This is a genomic window from Streptomyces sp. NPDC046939 (assembly GCF_040644575.1).
Lineage (GTDB): Bacteria > Actinomycetota > Actinomycetes > Streptomycetales > Streptomycetaceae > Streptomyces.
On the sequence record NZ_JBEYWV010000010.1, the window covers coordinates 132,856 to 152,023 of the forward strand.

Below are 19,168 nucleotides of genomic sequence, written 5' to 3' on the forward strand. Positions count from 1 at the left end.
CCGACGATTTTAAGGTGCCGGGCGTCACGAACCGGGCGGGCCCGTGACCGCGCGGGCGAGCCGGGTCGCCGCCGCCGCGCGCGGGCCGTTGTCGGCGGGGCGGCGGCGCGGGTGGACCGTATTGGCCAGGAGGACGAGGAAGGTGTCGCTCACCGGGTCCAGGACCAGGGACGTCCCCGTGAAGCCGGTGTGGCCCGCCGCCCCGGCGCCCGCCAGCTCGCCCATGAAGGAGGGCTGGTCGACGCGGAAGCCGAGGCCCGGCGCCGTCAGCATCAGGTCGACGAAGTCGGGGCCGAGGATGCGGGCGGTGCCGTAGGAGCCGCCGTTGAGGAGGGTGCGGCACAGGACCGCCAGGTCGTACGCGGTGGAGAACAGGCCCGCGTGACCGGCGACGCCGCCGAGCGCCCAGGCGTTCTCGTCGTGGACCTCGCCGCGCACCATGCCGCGGTCGGCCTTGGCCCAGGGGCGGCGCTGGTCCTCGGTGGCGGCGGCGCCCGGCCGCGGTCCGAAGGAGGTCGCGGCCATGCCGAGGGGGCGGGTGATGCCGTCGCGGACGAGGGCGTCGAACGGGCGACCCGTGAGGCGTTCCAGGAGGTGCTGGAGCAGCAGCATGTTCAGGTCGGAGTAGCGGTACTCCCCCGGCGGTGAGGAGGGGGCCTCGGCGCGCAGGAGCGCGAGCCGCGCCGCCGCGTCCGGGGCCTCGTACAGCGGGAGTTCCGGGCGCAGGCCCGAGGTGTGGGTGAGGAGTTGCCGGACGGTGATGTCGTGGCGGGAGGCGGCGGTGAACTCGGGGAGGTAGGCGCCGACCCGGGCGTCGATGCCGAGGGTGCCGCGCTCGATCTGCTGGACGGCGGCGGCCGTGGTGAAGAGCTTGGTCAGCGAGGCCAGGTCGAAGACGGTGTCGAGGGTCATCGGGACGCGGTCCTCGGGCGGCAGCTCCACGCCCCGGTCGGCCTCCTCGTCGTACGCCGCGTAGCGCACGGCCCAGCCGGTGGCGGCCTCGGCGGCGAGGACCGGACCGCGCCCGGCGAGCAGGACGGCGCCCGCGCACCAGGGGCGCGGTCCCTCGGGGAGGGCGCGCACGTCGCGGACGAGGCGGGCGATCTCGGCGGTGCGCAGGCCCGCCCGCTCGGGGGTGCCGTGGCGCAGTCGTGGGGAGCTCAGACCTCCGTCACCTCCTCGGTCGCTCTGGCCGCGCGCTGCCACGGGCGGCACAGTGCCACGAAGGCGACGGCCGCCGCCAGGCCGCAGGAGAGCTGCACCACGGCCATCGGCACCGCCGTGCGCTCGCCCGCGATGCCGACCAGCGGGGAGGCGACCGCGCCGATCAGGAACGACGACGTGCCGAGCAGTGCGGAGGCGGAACCGGCGGCGTGCGAGGTGCGCAGGAGGGCGAGCGCGTTGGTGTTGGGCAGGGCGAGGCCCATCGAGGCCATGAGGACGAAGAGTCCGGCGGCCACGGGGACGATGCCGAGGCCGTCCGGGTCGCCGAGCACGCCCGTCGCGACGAGGAGGAGGAAGGCGGCGGCGAGCACGATCAGGGCCAGGCCGACCGCGAGGACCTTGTCGAGGCTGACGCGGTCGACGAGCACCTTGCCGTTGAGCTGGCCGACGGCGATCAGGCCGACCGAGTTCAGCCCGAACAGCAGGCTGAACGTCTGGGGCGACGCCCCGTAGATCTCCTGGATCACGAACGGCGAGGCGCTGATGTACGCGAACAGCGCGGCGAAGGCGAAGCCGCCCGCGACCATGTACCCGGTGAAGACACGGTCGGCGAGGAGCGCGCGCATGGTGCGCAGGGCCTCGACGGTGCCGCCCGAGTGGCGCCGCTCCGGCGGCAGCGTCTCCGGGAGGAACTTGCCGACGATCGCGGTGAGCGCGATGCCGATGAGGGTGAGGACGACGAAGACGCCGCGCCAGTCCGTGACGCGCAGGATCTGGCCGCCGATCAGCGGCGCGACGATCGGGGCGACGCCCGATATCAGCATCAGCGTGGAGAAGAAGCGGGCCATCGCCGCGCCGTCGTAGAGGTCGCGCACGACCGCGCGGGCGATGACGATGCCCGCCGCGCCCGCGAGGCCCTGGAGCAGACGGAAGGCGACGAGCAGCGCGGCGTTCGGGGCGAGCGCGCAGATCGCGGTGGCGACGACGTAGACGAACAGGCCGATCATCAGCGGCCTGCGCCGCCCCCACTTGTCGCTCATGGGTCCGACGACGAGCTGGCCGAGCGCCATGCCCGTCAGGCACGCGGTGAGCGTGAGCTGGGCGGTGGCGGCGGAGGTGTGCAGGGCGCCGGTGACCTCGGGCAGGGCCGGGAGGTACATGTCCATGGACAGCGGCGGGACGGCGGTGAGGCCGCCGAGCACGAGGGTGACGAGAAGGCCGGTGCGAACCGCCGCGCCGGGGGCGGGAGTTGGGCTCTTGGATGAGGTGGCCTGCGGGGACTTCGTGGTGTGCGTCGTCTCCGGGGTGCTTCCCGTACTTCTGCTCTCCGCCGTCCCGTTGCCCACTCGTCGCTCCTCGATCCCTTTCGTCTCTCCCGGCCGTACGTGCGATTACCTATGCTCTCAGCTCGGCGGAGCGGTCGAGACCAACATCCGAGGTGGGCAAGAGATGGCAGCGCGGCGCGTGCGGTGGGGAATCCTCTCGACGGGCGGCATCGCCGCGTCCTTCACGGGCGCCCTGCTCGACCTGCCCGACGCCGAGGTCGCGGCCGTCGCCTCACGCAGCGAGGGATCCGCGAAGGCGTTCGCCGAACGGTTCGGGATCGAGCGCGCCTACGGCGACTGGGCCTCCCTCGCCGCCGACGACTCCCTCGACGTGATCTACGTGGCCACGCCGCACTCCGCGCACCGTGCCGCCGCCGGGCTCTGTCTGGAGGCGGGGCGGGCGGTGCTGTGCGAGAAGGCGTTCACGTTGAACGCGCGGGAGGCGGAGGAGCTGGTCACGCTCGCGCGGGCGCGGGGCGTCTTCCTGATGGAGGCCATGTGGATGTACTGCAATCCGCTGATCCGGCGGCTCAAGGCGCTCGTCGACGACGGCGCCGTCGGTGAGGTCCGCACCGTGCAGGCCGACTTCGGGCTCGCCGGTCCGTTCCCGCCCGCGCACCGGTTGCGGGACCCGGCCCAGGGGGGCGGTGCGACCCTGGATCTCGGGGTGTACCCGGTGTCGTTCGCGCATCTGCTGCTCGGGGAGCCGGCCGAGGTCACCGCGCGGGCGGTGCTCTCCGAGGAGGGCGTGGATCTGCAGACCGGGATGCTGCTGTCCTGGGCGAGCGGGGCGCAGGCGCTGCTGCACTGTGCGATCAACTCGGGTACGGGGGTGACCGCGTCGGTGACGGGTTCCGCGGGGCGGATCGACGTACCGGCGGGGTTCTTCTACCCGGAGCGGTTTGTTCTGCACCGGGACGGGCGAGAGCCGGAGTTGTTCGAGGCGGCGCCGGAGGACGGGCCCCGGGACTCGCTGCGGCACGAGGCGCTCGAGGTGATGGGGCGGATCCGGGCCGGGGACACGGAGTCGCCGCTTGTGCCGCTCTCTTCTTCCCTGGCGGTCATGCGGACCCTGGATCGGGTGCGGGGGGTTGTGGGGGTGCGGTATCCCGGGGAGGGGTGAGCGGTTTCGTTGCCGGGTGCGGGTCGTGTCGTGGCTGGTCGCGCCGTTCCCCGCGCCCCTGCATGCGCACTGCGTGCGGCATTTCGTCCGGCTGTCGGGCGCGGCTTTCGTCGTGGCCGCTCGCGCAGTTCCCCGCGCCCCCGAAGGCCTGCGGCTTCGCCGCGCCTTCCCCCCACGACGTACCCCGTGACGCGCCCCTGAGATGGCGCACGAAGTGCGCATCTCAGGGGCGCGGGGAACTGCGCGACCAGCCCCCACCGGGCCGCGGCCCGCGTCGACCGGATCACGCAGGACGGAGGCCCTGGTTGCCGACCTCGGTCACGAAAGAGGCCGCCGTGCTGATCGGCGCCCCGGGGACCGAGATGAGCGGGACCGTTTTGAAGTCGGCGCGGGCCGAATGCTCGCCCAGGTCCACGGTGACGTACCCGCGCCGCCCGTTGTAGAACTTCAGGTGCGGATTGGCCCGCATGTACGTGTCCCAGTTCGCGGGCCGCTCGGACCCGTCCTTGCCGGAGGCGATGGACGTGGCGACGATCTCGGTGCCGAGGGTGCGCGACGCGGGGTCGGCGAAGTCGTCCTTGATGTCGAAGGCGTACCCGACGTGGACGTCACCGGTGAGGACCATCAGGTTCTCGACGCGCGCCGCCTTCGCCCCGTCGAGCACGCGCCGGCGCGAGGCCCGGTACCCGTCCCACGCGTCCATGGAGAGCTTGGCCTGCGCGTTGAGGTCGAGCTTGCGCTCGGAGAAGGTGACCTGCTGCGGGACGACGTTCCACAGGGCGCGGGAGCGGCGCCAGCCGTCGATGAGCCAGCGCTCCTGGGTGGCGCCGGTGAGGGTGCGCGCCGGGTCGTCCGACTCGGGTCCCGGCACGTGCGCCCCGTCGCCGTACGCCTGGTCGGAGCGGTACTGGCGGGTGTCGAGGATGTCGAACTGGGCGAGGCGGCCCCAGATCAGGCGGCGGTAGAGGCGCGCGTCGGGGCCGGTGGGCAACTGGGGGCGGCGCAGCGGCTGGTTCTCCCAGTACGCGCGGTACGCGGAGGCGCGGCGCAGCAGGAACTCGGTCGGCGGGTCGTTGTTCTCGGAGATGTCGTCGGCGTAGTTGTTCTCGACCTCGTGGTCGTCCCAGGTGACGACGAAGGGGTGCGCGGCGTGCGCGGCCCGCAGGTCCGGGTCGGACTTGTAGAGGGCGTAGCGCAGCCGGTAGTCCTCCAGGGTGACGGTCTCCCGGTTGAAGAGGTCGGGGAGGACGCGGTCGGTGTACTTGCGGGCGCCGCCGGCCGAGTTGACGGCGTACTCGTAGAGGTAGTCGCCGAGGTGGAGGACGACGTCGACGTCGTCCTCGGCGAGGTGCTTGTAGGCGGTGAAGTAGCCGTCGTGGTACGCCTGGCAGGAGACGGCGGCCAGGGTCAGCTCGGAGACGTGGCTCGCGGCGGCGGGCGCCGTGCGGGTACGGCCGGTCTCGCTGAGGTGGTTCCCGACGCGGAAGCGGTAGTAGTAGACGCGGCCGGGCGCGAGGTTGTCGACCTCGACGTGCACGGAGTGGTCGAACTCCGGGTGCGCGGTCGTGGTGCCGCGTCTGACGACGCGGCGGAAGCGCTCGTCCTGGGCGAGCTCCCAGCGGACCTCGACGCGTGCGGCGGGCAGCCCGCCGCCGGTCTCGTACGGTTTGGGTGCGAGGCGCGTCCACAGCAGGACGGAGCCGGGCAGGGGGTCGCCCGAGGCGACACCGAGGGTGAAGGGGTCGCTGGTCACCTTGCGGGCGTCCAGCTCGGCGGCGGCCGCGGTGCCCGCGGCGGGCAGGTTCACACTGAAGGCTAGCGCCGCGGCGGCGCCGGCGACAGTGAGGAAGCGCCGACGGCCCAGATGCTGGGCGGCGACACGGAGTTCGGGTGCGTGCTGGGGTGCGTGCGACATGGAGCCCCTCCCCTGAATGCTGCTGCTGTCGTGCGGTCTCAGGGGAATTCGAGTGGCACGGGACGACGCTCGACTGTCGCGTACACAACAGCCACATGGCGGATCGATGATCTCCCGGTGGTCCCGTCGCCCGTACGCTGCGGCCCCATGGACGATCAGCGCACATCAGAGGCAGGAAGCAGCACAGCGACACGGACCGCCGTGGTCACGGGGGCCGGGTCCGGCATCGGGCGGGCCGTCGCCCTGGAGCTGCTGCGCGGCGGCTGGCGGGTGGCGCTCGCCGGTCGGCGGACCGAGACCCTGGCGGAGACGGCCGCCCTCGCGCCGGGCGCCGACTCCCTCACCGTCCGTACGGACGTCTCGGACCCCGGTGACGTGGAGAATCTGTTCACCGCCGTACGGGAGCGGTTCGGGCGGCTCGATCTGCTCTTCAACAACGCGGGGACGTTCGGGCCCGGCGGTGTGGCGGTCGAGGATCTCGCGTACGAGGCGTGGCGGCACGTCGTCGACACCAACCTCAACGGGGCGTTCCTGTGCGCGCAGGCGGCGTTCCGGCTGATGAAGGAGCAGGAGCCGCAGGGCGGGCGGATCATCAACAACGGTTCGGTCTCGGCGCACGCGCCCCGGCCGCGCTCGGTCGCGTACACGGCGACGAAGCACGCGCTGACGGGCCTGACCAAGTCGCTCTCCCTGGACGGGCGCCCGTACCGGATCGCCTGCGGCCAGATCGACATCGGCAACGCGGCGACCGACATGACGGAGCGGATGCGGGCGGGCATTCCGCAGGCCAACGGGGAGCTGGCGGTCGAGCCGGTGATGGACGTGGCGGACGTGGCGCGCACGGTGCGGCACATGGCGGAGCTGCCGCTGGAGGCCAACGTGCAGTTCGCGACCGTCATCGCGACCGACATGCCCTACATCGGGCGCGGCTGAGTCGGCGGCCGCGCTTGCTTGAGACCTAAATCTCCACAAGCGGAATTCCCTCTACCGCCCCGGAACCGGACACCGCACCCCGTATGCTCAATTCCTCTCCACGAGAACTTCACATTTGGAGTGCATCTTGCGCATACGTTCCGCGGCTCCGGCCGCCCTCGCCGCGGTCGCCCTGACCGGTTCGCTGTTCGCCGCGTCCCCGGCCTCCGCCGCCTCGCACCAGGGCGGGCTGCACCTCGGGTACATCCAGTTCGACAGCCCCGGTTCGGACAACCGCAGCAACGCCTCGCTGAACGGGGAGTGGGTGAACATCCACAACAACTCCCGCTCCACGATCCAGCTCAAGGGCTACAAGCTGAAGGACAACACCGGCTACACGTACACCTTCGGCAGCTACAAGATCGGCTCGGGCAAGACCGTCAAGGTCCGCACCGGCAAGGGCCGCGACGCGGCGGGCGTCCGCTACTGGGGCCGCGGCTCGTACGTGTGGAACAACACCGGCGACAAGGCCCGCCTGATCAAGCCGAACGGCTCGCAGCTCGACTCCTGCGCCTGGAACCGCCGGGGCTCGGGCGCGGTCAACTGCCACTGACCATCACGAGGGGGGTGGAGGGGGCGTCCGGGTCGCGGATCCGGACGCCCCCTCCCGGCTTCCGGCGGCATCATGTCCTCATGACCGACCACACGACCGTTCCGGCAGCCGACACCGTGCTGCGCTACACCGCCTTCGCCACCGACCCGGCGGGCGGCAACCCCGCGGGGATCGTCCTCGACGCCACCGCCCTCGACGACGCGGAGATGCTGAAGATCGCCGCCGAACTCGGGTACAGCGAATCGGCGTTCGTGACCCCGGGACCGGCCGGAAGCGACCAGAACGTTCACACGATCCGGTACTTCAGCCCGAAGGCCGAGGTCTCGTTCTGCGGCCACGCCACCGTCGCCACCGCCGTCGCCCTCGCGGAGCGCCACGGCACCGGGGACTACCTGTTCCACACCCCCGCCGGCGAGGTGCCGGTCACGGTGGACCGCGCGGACGGCGTGCTGCGCGGGACGCTCACGAGCGTCGCCCCGCACCTGGAGGACGTCTCCGACGGCGACCTCACCGAGGCGCTGGCCGCGCTCGGCTGGCCCACCGACGACCTCGACCCGGCGTTCCCGCCCCGGATCGCCTACGCGGGCGCCCGCCACCTCGTCCTGGCCGCCGCCACCCGCGAGCGCCTCGCCGACCTCTCCTACGACTTCGACCGGCTCCTGAACCTGATGCACCGCCTCGACCTGACCACGGTCCAACTGGTGTGGCGCGAGGACGCGTCCACCTTCCACGTGCGCGACCCGTTCCCCGTGGGCGGCGTCGTCGAGGACCCCGCCACCGGGGCGGCCGCCGCCGCGTTCGGCGCGTACCTGCGCGAACTGGGCCTGGTGCCGTCGGCGGCCGAGCTGACCCTCTACCAGGGCGCCGACATGGGGCGCCCCGGTGAGCTGACGGTGACGCTGCGGGACGGCGATCCGCGGGTGCGGGTGAGCGGGGCCGCGGTCCCGATCCCGTAGCCGTACGAGGTCACGCGCGGCGCAGGATGTGCTCGACCTGCGCCAGCTCCGCCTGGGTGAGCGGGCCGTGGGCGAGGGCGCCCGCGTTCTCCTCGGCCTGCGCCACCGTGCGGAAGCCGGGGATCGGGATGGTGCGCGGGCTGCGCGCCCACAGCCAGGCGAGCGCGCCCTGGGCGGGGGTGCGGCCGCCGCTGGTGAGCACCGAGCGCAGGGCGTCGACGCGGGCCAGCCAGTCCGGGTCGGCGCCGCCGCCCGCGCCGAAGCCGGGCAGCCAGGCGGGCGGGGCGCTGCGGATGTCGCCCGCGGGCAGACGGCGCCCGGTGCCGTGGCCGCCGCCGAGCAGGCCCATGGCGAGCGGGCTGCGGTTGATGCTCGCCAGGTTCAGCTCGTCGCAGAGGGCGAGGAGTTCGGGGGCGTCCTGGAGCACGTTGCAGCGGTGCTGGACGGCGGCGCAGTGCGGGCCCTTCGCGAAGACGCGGGCGCGCTCGGGGTCGTCGGTGCTCCACGCGTAGGCGCGGACGAGCCCTTCGCGCACGAACTCCTCGCAGGTGTCGCGGAGGGCGGCGGCGCGCTCGGGGTCCGCGTCGGCGATGTGCAACTGGTAGAGGTCGATGCGGTCGGTGCCGAGGCGGGTGAGGGAGGCGGTCAGGGCGCGCCGGGCGTGGGCCGGGGAGTCGTCGCTGCCGGTGAGGGTCCTGGTCCGCTCGTCGAAGACGTTGCCCCACTTGGTGGCGAGGACGACGTCGTCGCGGCGGGTGCCGAGGGCGCGGGCGAGGACGCGTTCGCTGTGCCCGGTGCCGTAGGCGTCGGCCGTGTCGAAGAAGGTGACGCCGAGGTCGACGGCGCGCCGCACGGCGCGGACCGACTCCGCGTCGTCGACCGGGCCCCAGCCGAGCGGGTTGCCGTCCGTGTCCCGCCATTCGCCGCCGATCGCCCAGCAGCCGAAGCCGAGCGCGCTGACCTGGATGCCGCTGCCGCCGAGGGCGCGTGTGGTGATGTCCATGCCGCGCGACGCTAGGAGTTGGAGCGCGCGCGAAGGCAACCCTGTTGCTGCGTGCGGATGTTCAGGCCTGGCCGGTCTCGAAGCGGACGACCTTGCCGTTCGCCACGTCGAACGTCCACTTGGTGCGCATCTCGCCCCAGGCGTCGTTGCGGTAGCTGGCGACGAGGGAGCGGCCGCCCGCCGTCTCCTTCTCGATCTCCATGTGGCCGTGGGAGTCGAAGATCTCCCGGGCGGTCCAGTCGGCGAGGTCACGTTCGAAGCCGTCGTCCGCCATCGTCGCGTCGGGCGCGAGCGCCGCGCGGAAGGCTTCCCGGTCGTGGGCATTGAGCGCCGACACGAAGGCGCGGACGGCCGGATCACTGAGTTTCGCGGTCTGCATGGGCATGCGTTCAGGCTCGCACCGCGCCCCTGGGCCCGCCACCGGCCGTCGCGCGCGGCCGGGCCCGCCACCCGAATGGGCCCGCGCGCCGGGTGGGCGGCGCGGGGCTGCCGGACGGTGGGGACATGACCTGCACACACACCCGTATCGCCCGCTCCGCCCTCTCCTCGGCGACCCCGTCCTCCACCTGTCGCTCCCGCCTCGACCTGGGCCTCCTCGCCCTGCGCGTCGGCACCGGCGGGGTCCTCGCCGCGCACGGCGCCCAGAAGCTGCTCGGCTGGTTCGGCGGGGGCGGCGTCTCCGGCACGGCCCAGGCCATGGACGCCATGGGCTACTCCCCCGCCAAGGCCAGCGCCCTCGCGGCCGGGCTCGGCGAGGCGGGCGGCGGCACGCTCCTCGCCCTGGGCCTCGCGACCCCGCTGGGCGGCGCGGCGGCGGCCGGGACCATGGCGGGCGCGGCGGCCGTGCACGCCCCGAACGGCTTCTTCGCGATGGAGGGCGGCTACGAGTACCCGGCCTTCCTCGGCTTCGTCGCGGCGGGCCTCGCCGTGACGGGCGCGGGCCGCTACTCCCTCGACCACGCGCTCGGCCATGTCCTCGACCGGCACTGGATGGTCCCGGCCGCACTCGTCGGCGCGGCGGCGGCGACGCTCGCGGTGGTCGGCTCCCGCAGCAAGCGCGCCCAGGCGGCCCGGACCGCTCAGGAGACCCAGGGGGCCCAGGACCCGGAGGAGGCCGGGACCGGCGGCGCATGACGCGAGGGGCCAGGAGCCCTTCTGTCAGTGGGCACGCCTAGGCTCTCCCTCGTGACGACGAACGACGACGACCTGTGGACCACCGTCGACCGACTGCGCGCCTGGCTGGACGACCACAACGAACTACCGCCCCAAGAGGCCCTGCTCATCCGGATGCTGAAGCTCTCGGAGGAAGTGGGCGAGGTGGCCGAGGCCGTCATCGGCGCCGTCGCGCAGAACCCGCGCAAGGGCGCCAGCCACACCTGGCAGGACGTCGAGTCGGAGCTGTGCGACGTGGTGGTCACGGCGCTCGTCGCGCTCGGCACCCTGACCCCGGACGCGCGCGGGACGCTCGCCGCGCACCTCGCGAAGGTCGCGGAGCGCTCGCTGGGGCCTGTCGCGCCGCAGGGCGGGCGCTGATGGCGGCGGACGAGAAGCCGGTCGTCGTGCCGCACGACCCGGCGTGGGCGGCGCACGGCGCCGCGCTCTGCGCCCAATTGCGCACGGCCCTCGGCCCGTCGGCGCTCCACGTCGACCACATCGGCTCGACCTCCGTACCCGGCATGGCCGCCAAGCCGATCTACGACGTGCAGGTCAGCGTCGCCGACCTGGCCGCCGCCCCGGCCGCCTTCGACGCGCCGCTGGCCGCGCTCGGCTTCGTACGACAGCCGTACGAGAGCGATCACGTGCCCGCCGGGCGCGAGGCGACCGAGGACCCCGCCGACTGGGCGAAGCGCTACTGGTCCCGGCGCACCCCGGACGCCGACCCCGTCAACCTGCATGTGCGCAGGGCCGGTTCACCGAACGAACGGCTCGCGCTGCTGTTCCGGGACTGGCTGCGCGCGACACCGGAGGCGGTCCCCGCGTACGCGCGCTTCAAGTACCTGCTGGCCGGGGTCGTGCCCGACACGGACACGTACGCCGACGTGAAGGACCCCGTCGTCGACCTCGTCGCGGTGGTCGCGGAGCAGTGGGCGGCGCGGACCGGGTGGCGCCCGCACGCCTGATCCGCCGCGCGGCCCGCCGAAGGTGAACGGCTACCATCGCCGCCATGACAGACAGGCGCCGAACCACCGAACTCCCCCGCTTGGGCGTGGCCATCGTCACCATGGGCAACCGGCCCAAGGACGTGGACGCGCTCCTGGAGTCGGTGGCCAAGCAGGACGCCCCGCCCACCCGCGTCGTCCTGATCGGCAACGGCACGCCGCTGCCCGAGTTCACCGGCCTGCCCTTCGAGGTGACGACCGTCGAGCTCGACGAGAACCTCGGCTGCCCCGGCGGCCGCAACGTGGCGCTGGCCCGCCTCCGCGAGTTCGGCGACGTGGACGTGGCCGTGGAGCTGGACGACGACGGCCTCCTCGTCGACGCCGACGTCTTCTCCACGATCCAGCGCCTGTACGCGGCCGATCCCCGCCTGGGCATCGTCGGCTTCCGCATCGCCGACGAACTCGGCGAGACGCAGCGCCGCCACGTGCCGCGCCTGCGCGCCAAGGACCCGATGCGGCGCGGCCTGGTCACCGCGTTCCTCGGCGGCGGCCACGCCTTCTCCATGGACATGCTCGCCGAGACCGGCGACTGGCCCGCCGACTTCTTCTTCACCCACGAGGAGACGGACCTGGCCTGGCGGGCGCTCGACGCGGGCTGGAAGGTCCTCTACGAGCCGTCGCTGCTGCTCCAGCACCCGAAGACCTCCCCGGCGCGGCACGCGGTCTACTACCGGATGACCGCCCGCAACCGCGTCTGGCTGGCCCGCCGCCGCCTCCCGCTCCCGCTCATCCCGCTCTACCTGGGCACATGGACGCTGCTGACCCTGCTGCGCACGCGCTCGCTCGGCGGCCTGCGCGCGTGGGCGGGCGGCTTCGTGGAGGGCGTGCGCACGTCGGCGGGCGAACGGCGGCCGATGCGGTGGCGCACGGTGTGGCGCATGACGCGGCTCGGCCGCCCGCCGCTGATCTGACGGACGGCGGAGGTGACCATGAGCGTCAGCGAGGCCCGTAAGGACCTTTTCCCTCTCATCAAGCGCGTCGACTCCAGAAACGACGACGCGGTCCTCATGTCCGCCGAGGACTACGACTCCTGGCAGGAGACCATCCACCTGCCCGCTCCCCTGCCAGCGCGCGCAGCCCCATAGAGGCCGTCGCACGCGACAGGGCCGACGAAGCCGACGTCACCACGACCATGGACGAGCCGAAGGAGCCGGCGGGTGACGGGCATCCACGTCGACCCGGCCGGATGGGAGGGAGATCCTAGTTATACGGATATGGCGGCACGGGTTGTGTTCCATGTGCGGCGGGTGTACGCGCGCGTCATGGCTCTCCCAGCGACTTCTCGACGTACGCCGATGTTCTCCGACGGGTCATGGCCTGCGCCCGGGTGATCCCGTACTTCGGCCACCATGAACGTGAGGCGTGGCTACGCTCATGTTTCCGCAACTCGGGTCAAGGGTTGCGCGTGCCTCGCCACGTCCACCCCGCCGTCAGGACGACCTTCTGCAGCGGGGTCCGCATGTAGTTCGAGTCGAAGTCGAAGTCGCTCGATCGCGAGAACACCCGGGTCCGAGGCCCCTTACCTGTTCTACGTGCCACGATGCGACCGGGTGGTTGTCCCGCCCGGGTGATCTCCCGTACCTCGGCACAGACCCGTGCCTCATGGCTCTTTCCGTCCAGGCGCAGGCGGAACTTGAATGTTCGCTCGGTCTGTCGCCGGTCCCTGCCCTTGCCCCAGGCGGGCTCCATCATGTGCCACTCCGCCACCACGTCGGCGTCTTCTTCCGCGAGTGCGGTGCGCACCCGCCAAGGTCTGTTCGGATCGTTGATCGCCAACAGCGCCTCTTCCACGTGTGAGCGCGGTAGCGGCTCCGCTCCCTCTTCCGGGTACCGGGTTCCTGTCCGCCAGTCGCGATAGCGCCCCACTACTGCCTCTCCTCCTGCTCACTCGGGCGCACGGTGCGCACAAAGGCCTGGAAGTCCTCCAGGACTTCGTCGTGTTGTTCCGTCGTCGAGGTCAGCGCCAGTTTGATCACTGCGTACTTCTGAGGATCGTCCGCATCCACAAGCGGCAAGTACACCTGGGTCTGAGCCAGAACGCGCCGCTCCTGCTCGATCGCGGCCGCCAGAACCACACGCTGGACCAACGCGGGAGCGTCGGCGGGACCGGCCTCACTCCGGTCCACCAGGTGTACGGAGTCCGCGGTCTGCGCGAGGAGTTCCAGGGACGTGTCGGCAAGGTCGGCCAGCGATGTGTCCGTGGGCGGGATCACCCCGTCGAGCGCGATGTTGGCGGTGAATCCGGCATCAGCGTGGGGATGCAGCGCGGCAAAGGACACGCCGAAGCTCTCGCATGTCTCAGGCGGGGCCGGGGACCATCCTTGAGGCAGTCGGAAGTCCACCGCCGTGGGGAGCTGTTTGGGCACCTCGGACGCTCCTTTCGTCAGTAGTGATCAGTCGAACCAGCCGGTGACGGTGTCCTTGAGGGACTTCGCACCGTGGCCGACTGTCCTGGCCGCACCGCCGAGACCGACGGCATCGGCCGCGTCCCCGGCGGTCTTGGTGAACTTTCCGGGGTCGAAGGTGATCTCGGCGCCCGCTCCTGCCCCTACGACTTCCGAAGCGAAACCCCCTACGTTGGCTTTCCACGTACCGTCTTCTCGCTTCTTGATGCCGAAGTCGTACTCGACGCCTTCCCCGGCGCCGATCTCATGAGTCACGCCGATGCCGATGCCGGCCACCTCGATGCCCGTGCTGTGCGACGCTTTCGCCCCGTAGAAGGCTTTGGCGTTGAGGCCGATGTTGTCCTTGGTCACCTTGGCGGTGACTCCGGCTTCACCGCCTGCGAAGGCGTCGCCACGCTCGTAGACGCCGCCATATTCGCCGTACCCGACTCGGAATTCGGCCAGCCCACGCGAAGCCGCGGAGATCTCGGCCTTCGCCGACAGGCCCTTGTCGCTGAACCCGTAGTTCGCACTGCCGCGTCCACCGGTGGAGAAGTCCAAAACCCCGGCGAGCTCGAAGTCACCGTTCGTCAGTGCTCCCTTGCCGCTCAGATGGAACAGGTCGAAACCCGACTTGATCGAACCCTCCTTGCCGTACTTGGGGTCCGCGGAGGCGCTGAAGGACGGCGCCCATTCGTCGAGAGTCCACTTCCAATCCCGCTGCCAACCACCGGGCTTCTCACCGTCTTTGGCGACGGGTCTGTAGTCCTTGAGATGATCCTTGGCATCGCCGTTGAAGCCTGTGGGGGTTCCGTCGGTCGGGGCGGAGTCGATGACCACGCCGTGGAGAGCCGTCTGGACGGAATGGTCGGCCTTTTCCGCGTCCTTGACGATCCGGTCGAGGTGCTCCTGCCAGGCCGTGACGGCCTGTCTCACCGATTCCTGGTAGGAGGGGTCGTGGGTCAGGGCGTTACGTTCGCCCGTGGTGAGGTCGGTGGTGTCGAAGGACACGACGCCCTCGGCGGATACGGCCATGCCCGCCCTGATGGCGTCCGCGCGGGCGGAGGTGAGTTCTTTGCGGACCTCGGCGAATCGGTGATGTGCTTCCCGTAGCAGGGAGGCAACGGCTTTGGCCTCGGTCTGGGCCTTCCGGAATTCCTCCAGCGTGATGTCGAAGCGGCGGTTGGCGGCGTCCGCGCTCAGCCCCGACCAGGTCGGGCCCATGGATATGCCGTGCACATCACGGTCATAAGCACGTTCCTGGGTGTGGAACTCCTGGGCCATCCCCTCCCAGCGGTCCGCGGCCGTGGTGAGGACGGACAGGTCGACCGTCATGAGGTCGTGGTAGGTCGGCATGGATTCCCCGTGGTCCCGCGGTGGCGGGTTGTCGGTCGAAGTGGCGTGCGCGAAGGAGCCGTTGGCTCTGTCGGGTCAGAACCCGTCGAGGGAGGACAGGGAGCGGGTCCGCGCTCCGACGCCGCCATCGGTGTCCCGCAGCGTGTTGTCGGCGCTGCGCAGCGCGGCCTTCTCCGAGGCGAGCCGGTTGAGCAGGGCGTGCACCTGCTGGCTCCACGTCCTGTGGGCTTTCTCCAGCGCCTCCGAGGTGAGCCATCCGTCGCGGAGCTCCTTGACGGCCGTGCCGGTTTCGGTGTCGGCCCAGTCGCCCGCTTTTCGGGTGTCCGGCTCGATGTGGTTCTCGATGGCGCGCGCGGCCGCTTTTTTCCGCGCCGGGCTCGACGTGAGATCCGGTTGCCCGCCACTGGCTGGCCCTTCGGCGCCGGGCATCCCGTTCAGCCGCGTGCCGACCGCGCTGCCCCTTGCGTGCCGATCCCCGTTCATGTCGCTCACGAAGCCAGTCCCCGCTCGATCCCCGTCATGTCACTGCCTGCCTGTGTGGTCGGTGTCTCCGTACGGCCACGGCTGCCTCTGCCCCGCGTCCGGCTGCCGGCCGGGGTGGGGCGGCCGCGGCCAACCCTGTTGAGGCGTCGACGGCGCGGGTACGGGCGCCCGGCGTCGACGGCTGCGCACAGCGAGCGCCCCACCGCCCGCACCGAGCGCCGCGAGCCCAGCCACCCCCGCCACGATCCACGGCAAGGCGTTCGATGAGTCACCGGAGGACGCGGAGGCGCCGGCGGACGGCTTGGCGCTCGCACCGCCCGGCGCCGTCGAGCCTGCGGCCTTGTAGTCCGGCAGCGGGTACTCGTCGGCCGGGCCCGGGTTGCCGGGGTCGGTGAGAGCGATCCGGGGACGGACGGCGCCGTAACCGATCTGGTCAGTGCGGTCCCGGCCACTTACCGGGCCGCTCGCGGTGTTGAGCATGACCCGCAGCACCTGGTTGTTCGTCCATTCGGGATGCTTCGACCAGATCAACGCCGCCGACGCCGATGCGAGCGCGGTGGCGTCACTCGTTCCGTGCGACTTGCACAGGCCGGTCTTCCCGTTGCAGGTGTGGACCATGTCGTCACCGGGTGCGACCAGGTCCACTTGTGCTCCGTACTGGGACTCGGCGGTCTTTTTCAGGTCCTTGCCGATCGCACCGACTCCCACCACGCCAGGCGTTGCCGCCGGGTACTCCACTGGGTTGCTTCCGGCGCCCAGGTTGCCCACGGCGGCGAAGACGAGCTTGTTCCTGGACAAGGCGTAAGCGACCGCGTCGTCCAGCATCTGCGAGTGCTCCTTGCCACCCAGAGAGACGTTGATGATGTGCGCCTCCGTATTGGCTGCGTAGCGGATGGCCTTGGCCACGCTGGTGGGGTAATCATCCGGGTTGCCGTCTTCACGGCTCTGTTCGATGAAGTCCGGTACCCGGATGGGGAGAATCTTCGCTCCAGGAGCCACACCGAACGAACCGGTCGCCTGGCCCTTCGCACCGGTCCCCGCGATGAGCACGGCCATGTCGGTGCCGTGGCCGTCGTAGTCCGTGTGCTCGTCACCGGGGCGGTACGAGAAGTCCTTGCCCGGAAGCACCTGCCCGTGCAGATCGGGGAGGTTCGCGTCGACACCGGAGTCGACTACCGCGACCGTGACCCCCTTGCCCGTACTGGCCTTCCACATCTGCTCCGCGTGCATGGCGTCCAGGTACCACTGCTGGTCGCGAACGGTCTCCGCGTGGGCGGGCACTGTGGCGACGCCCGTGAGGACGATGCCGGACAGGAAGGCGGTGAGCCACAGCTTACGGACCTGCTCGGTACGGGAACGCATGGTCATCCTTTGTCGTCACGCCTTCTCGTGAGGCAGACCTGGAAGTCGCGGGGCGGGCATCGACTGTGCAGTCTGCTGCTCCGGCTCTGCCTTGTCCTCTTCGGGCTGCTCACCTTCCTCCGCGGACCGCTCACCGCGGGGGCGCGGCGCGGACACAGTCCGCGCCGCGTCTTTTCGTGACGAGGCAGACGAGCTGCCCGTGGGTCCCCGGCGCGCCTCGGCCGGATCGTCGGCCGCCCGGCGCGCCAGACCTGACCGGTCGACCGCGGCCGACGCGTTCCTGTTCGGCTTCGCCTTCTGCGGCTGCCCGCCCGCGACACCGTCCGCGTGCGCGGGCATCCGTGCGCCTGGTACGCCACTGCCGTGCCCACTGCCGGCCGCAATGCCTCGGCCGGGGCTCGTCGTCCCACGACGCGCGCCTTCGGAAGTACCCGCTCGGGAGCCAGGGGCTTGTTGAGCCGGGGACCCTCCGACCACTGTGCCCCGAGGAATCGAACCCGCCGCACGACCGGTCTGCGTCGAAGCCGCACGGCCACCGGCGATCCCGTGGGGCGACCGCTCGGGGCTGGCTGGGCCGGGCCCCCGCACGGGCGACACCCTGCCGCCCTCCACGGCAGGCACTCCCGGCCGTGCCGCCCCGGACACACCTCGCTCGGGCGCCGCTCCCCTTGGCGTGCCTGCCACACCCGGGGTACCAGCGCGGCCGGTGTCCTCGGAGGCTGCCAACGGCCCACGCGGAAACGGTGCGGTGGGGCCACGGCCACCTCCCGGCCCTCGTTGCGGAGCAGCGGACCGGCCGGCGCCACCGAAGATCGCCGGCGCCCCCGGCGGAGGCGTGGCGAGGCTGGGAGCACCTCCCGGCAGGGAAGACGGTGGTGTCGTCGCTGTGGGGGACGGGGCAGGAGCGGCAGGCGGCGGAAGTGCGCCAACCCCGTCGAGGCCGGTGTTCGGGCCGCTCGGCGGAATGTACGGAACCGCTCTCGGCGGCACGCTGAGCGGGGAAGCCTGGTGGGTCGGGGAGGCTTGATGGCCGCCTCCTGCCAGGGAGGCGCCATGCGCCGCTTCCTTGAGCGCGGCAGCACCGGCGGCGGCAACGCCTACTCCACTCACCGCCGCGGCTGTGCCCGTACCCGGCGGGGTGTCGGAGGACGGCGACACGTCTTCCCTGCCGTCGCGCCGCCAGGGCACGAACCTCTCAGGAAGTTCGGGGAACTCCGGCGCCTGCAACGCCTCGATCTGCTCCGTCGACGCCGCATACGACTGCGCCAGCTTCGTCATCAGCAACGCCGCTTCCGCGCGGTCGTTGTCGTACTGCGTCTTGGCCGTCTTGACGGCGGACGTCGAGGGGCCGCCGTCGTGGTTGCCCACGTCTTTCGACGCCGCGTCGTGCGCGTCGAGGACCGAGCGCGCCGACGCGCTGGAGTTCTTGAGCGCCTCGATCTGCGGCTTGACCTCGTGCAGCGTGTCCGCCGCGTGGCCGAGCCATTTCCCGGCGGTCTCGCTGTAGTCGCCGAGGCTCAGGGTGGCCCGCGCGGCTTGGTCGATCCATTTGTGGAAGGCGTCGGCGCCTTCGCCCTCCCACTGCACCGACGTGCTGTGGGTCTTGAGGTCGCCGCCGATCTCCTTGATGGTCTTGGCCGCCGCTGTCAGCAGCGCGCCGAGGTCGGAGGCCGTGCCGCCGTCCGCCGGTTCGACCATCGCCCACAGTTCTTCCGGGCTGTGCACGGCGAACCGGTAGGACTTGGCCGTGTTCCACATGTGGGAACCCCAACCGCTCATGCCCCGTGTCCTTCCTCGACCACAGGCGTCTCCACGCTGGGTGCCATCACAGACCACCGGCTTCGCTGTCGGTCGTCTTCGGTGCGGGCTCGTCGTGCCGTGGGCCGTGCGCTCTGTGCGGGCCCGTGCGTTCCAGCGCGTCGGCCTGGGAGCGGATGCGGTTCAGCCGGGCTCGTACGTCGTCGTCGAGGTTGTCGTAACCCGTCTTGGTCGCGTCGACCGTCGCGACGAGGCCCTCGATCTGCAGGGCCAGCATCTTGGAGAGGTTCTCCAGTTGGCTGTGCACCTTCGTGTAAGCGGAGTGCAGGCCGTCGGCCTCGTCGAAAGTGCCCAGGCGGCCACTGGGCATGGTTCCGGTCGCGAGCGACTTCGGCGCCGCCTTCGAACTCTCCAGGTCCCGCAGCAGAGCGTCGACCCGGCGCTTGAACGTCGACAGCGTCTCGCCCTCGACCAGCATCGCCTTCGCGGCTCCGGCTGTTCCGGCCGCCATCGCGGCTCTCCCCGTGCCGTCGGACACGATCACACCTTCCCCCTACTCCCCCAGGACGGAAACAAATTCCACGGGGGCCCGCGCAATGACCTCATCTTTAACAGAAGCAACCACGGGAAGTCACCTTCCGCCTTACGGACCCGG

General features: G+C 71.6%; 21 protein-coding genes. 9 read left to right on the forward strand and 12 right to left on the reverse strand.

What is annotated here, in order from left to right:
• Positions 1-24: 24 nt before the first annotated feature.
• Positions 25-1,206 (reverse strand): serine hydrolase domain-containing protein, encoded by a 1,182-nt coding sequence (locus ABZ877_RS13675; RefSeq protein WP_361069267.1) that lies wholly within the window; start codon positions 1,204-1,206, stop codon positions 25-27.
• Entirely contained in the window at positions 1,161-2,510 is a 1,350-nt protein-coding gene (locus ABZ877_RS13680) for a multidrug effflux MFS transporter (protein WP_361069270.1), read from the reverse strand. Before ABZ877_RS13680 ends, ABZ877_RS13675 begins: the two co-directional genes overlap by 46 nt.
• 103 nt (positions 2,511-2,613) lie before the next feature.
• Here ABZ877_RS13680 and ABZ877_RS13685 point away from each other — a divergent pair, with 103 nt between their 5' ends.
• Positions 2,614-3,612 (forward strand): Gfo/Idh/MocA family oxidoreductase, encoded by a 999-nt coding sequence (locus ABZ877_RS13685; RefSeq protein WP_361069272.1) that lies wholly within the window; start codon positions 2,614-2,616, stop codon positions 3,610-3,612.
• A gap of 283 nt (positions 3,613-3,895) precedes the next feature.
• Here the strand turns inward: ABZ877_RS13685 and ABZ877_RS13690 are convergent, their stop codons facing one another.
• Positions 3,896-5,527, reverse strand: a complete 1,632-nt coding sequence (locus ABZ877_RS13690) for an alkaline phosphatase D family protein (protein WP_361069274.1) — start codon at positions 5,525-5,527, stop codon at positions 3,896-3,898.
• 147 nt (positions 5,528-5,674) lie between these two features.
• Here ABZ877_RS13690 and ABZ877_RS13695 point away from each other — a divergent pair, with 147 nt between their 5' ends.
• The 3 genes from ABZ877_RS13695 (at position 5,675) to ABZ877_RS13705 (ending at position 8,008) form a co-directional block, all read left to right on the forward strand.
• Positions 5,675-6,460, forward strand: a complete 786-nt coding sequence (locus ABZ877_RS13695; protein WP_361069277.1) for an SDR family oxidoreductase — start codon at positions 5,675-5,677, stop codon at positions 6,458-6,460.
• A gap of 127 nt (positions 6,461-6,587) precedes the next feature.
• A complete protein-coding gene (locus ABZ877_RS13700; RefSeq protein WP_361069279.1) occupies positions 6,588-7,052 on the forward strand; it encodes a lamin tail domain-containing protein in 465 nt (154 codons plus the stop codon).
• Between the two features lie 80 nt (positions 7,053-7,132).
• Entirely contained in the window at positions 7,133-8,008 is an 876-nt protein-coding gene (locus tag ABZ877_RS13705; RefSeq protein ID WP_361069282.1) for a PhzF family phenazine biosynthesis isomerase, read from the forward strand.
• 10 nt (positions 8,009-8,018) lie between these two features.
• Here the strand turns inward: ABZ877_RS13705 and ABZ877_RS13710 are convergent, their stop codons facing one another.
• Positions 8,019-9,011: an aldo/keto reductase gene (locus ABZ877_RS13710; protein WP_361069285.1), complete on the reverse strand. Its 993-nt coding sequence runs from the start codon at positions 9,009-9,011 to the stop codon at positions 8,019-8,021.
• A 61-nt stretch (positions 9,012-9,072) separates the two neighbouring features.
• A complete protein-coding gene (locus ABZ877_RS13715; RefSeq protein ID WP_361069288.1) occupies positions 9,073-9,396 on the reverse strand; it encodes a nuclear transport factor 2 family protein in 324 nt (107 codons plus the stop codon).
• Positions 9,397-9,515: 119 nt separating this feature from the next.
• Here ABZ877_RS13715 and ABZ877_RS13720 point away from each other — a divergent pair, with 119 nt between their 5' ends.
• From ABZ877_RS13720 to ABZ877_RS13740, 5 genes are read left to right on the forward strand one after another with little or no spacing between them, the layout of a single operon-like run.
• Positions 9,516-10,145 (forward strand): DoxX family protein, encoded by a 630-nt coding sequence (locus ABZ877_RS13720; protein WP_361069291.1) that lies wholly within the window; start codon positions 9,516-9,518, stop codon positions 10,143-10,145.
• Positions 10,146-10,196: 51 nt separating this feature from the next.
• Entirely contained in the window at positions 10,197-10,544 is a 348-nt protein-coding gene (locus ABZ877_RS13725) for a MazG-like family protein (protein ID WP_361069294.1), read from the forward strand.
• Positions 10,544-11,131, forward strand: a complete 588-nt coding sequence (locus ABZ877_RS13730; RefSeq protein ID WP_361069297.1) for a GrpB family protein — start codon at positions 10,544-10,546, stop codon at positions 11,129-11,131. The genes ABZ877_RS13725 and ABZ877_RS13730 overlap by 1 nt, the downstream gene beginning before the upstream one ends.
• 44 nt (positions 11,132-11,175) lie before the next feature.
• Positions 11,176-12,081 carry a glycosyltransferase gene (locus ABZ877_RS13735; protein ID WP_361069300.1) on the forward strand — a complete coding sequence of 302 codons (906 nt, stop codon included), beginning with the start codon at positions 11,176-11,178 and terminating at the stop codon, positions 12,079-12,081.
• Between the two features lie 18 nt (positions 12,082-12,099).
• Positions 12,100-12,255, forward strand: coding sequence for a type II toxin-antitoxin system prevent-host-death family antitoxin (locus tag ABZ877_RS13740; protein WP_361069303.1), 156 nt, complete (start codon positions 12,100-12,102; stop codon positions 12,253-12,255).
• A 307-nt stretch (positions 12,256-12,562) separates the two neighbouring features.
• On the opposite strand, the gene ABZ877_RS13745 is transcribed toward ABZ877_RS13740, so the two are convergent.
• From ABZ877_RS13745 to ABZ877_RS13775, 7 genes are all read right to left on the reverse strand, one after another.
• Positions 12,563-12,961 (reverse strand): hypothetical protein, encoded by a 399-nt coding sequence (locus ABZ877_RS13745; RefSeq protein ID WP_361069306.1) that lies wholly within the window; start codon positions 12,959-12,961, stop codon positions 12,563-12,565.
• Between the two features lie 74 nt (positions 12,962-13,035).
• On the reverse strand, positions 13,036-13,536 hold the full coding sequence (locus ABZ877_RS13750; protein WP_361069309.1) for a hypothetical protein: 501 nt from the start codon (positions 13,534-13,536) through the stop codon (positions 13,036-13,038).
• A 27-nt stretch (positions 13,537-13,563) separates the two neighbouring features.
• A complete protein-coding gene (locus ABZ877_RS13755; RefSeq protein WP_361069312.1) occupies positions 13,564-14,889 on the reverse strand; it encodes a hypothetical protein in 1,326 nt (441 codons plus the stop codon).
• A 96-nt stretch (positions 14,890-14,985) separates the two neighbouring features.
• Positions 14,986-15,393 carry a hypothetical protein gene (locus tag ABZ877_RS13760; RefSeq protein WP_361069470.1) on the reverse strand — a complete coding sequence of 136 codons (408 nt, stop codon included), beginning with the start codon at positions 15,391-15,393 and terminating at the stop codon, positions 14,986-14,988.
• Positions 15,394-15,432: 39 nt separating this feature from the next.
• On the reverse strand, positions 15,433-16,755 hold the full coding sequence (mycP, locus tag ABZ877_RS13765; protein WP_361069315.1) for a type VII secretion-associated serine protease mycosin: 1,323 nt from the start codon (positions 16,753-16,755) through the stop codon (positions 15,433-15,435).
• Between the two features lie 15 nt (positions 16,756-16,770).
• Complete coding sequence (locus ABZ877_RS13770) at positions 16,771-18,480, reverse strand: hypothetical protein (protein ID WP_361069318.1); 1,710 nt, start codon at positions 18,478-18,480, stop codon at positions 16,771-16,773.
• A 100-nt stretch (positions 18,481-18,580) separates the two neighbouring features.
• The gene (locus tag ABZ877_RS13775; RefSeq protein WP_361069321.1) at positions 18,581-19,051 is read right to left on the reverse strand and encodes a DUF2563 family protein; all 471 of its coding nucleotides are present in this window, start codon (positions 19,049-19,051) and stop codon (positions 18,581-18,583) included.
• Positions 19,052-19,168 lie beyond the last annotated feature (117 nt).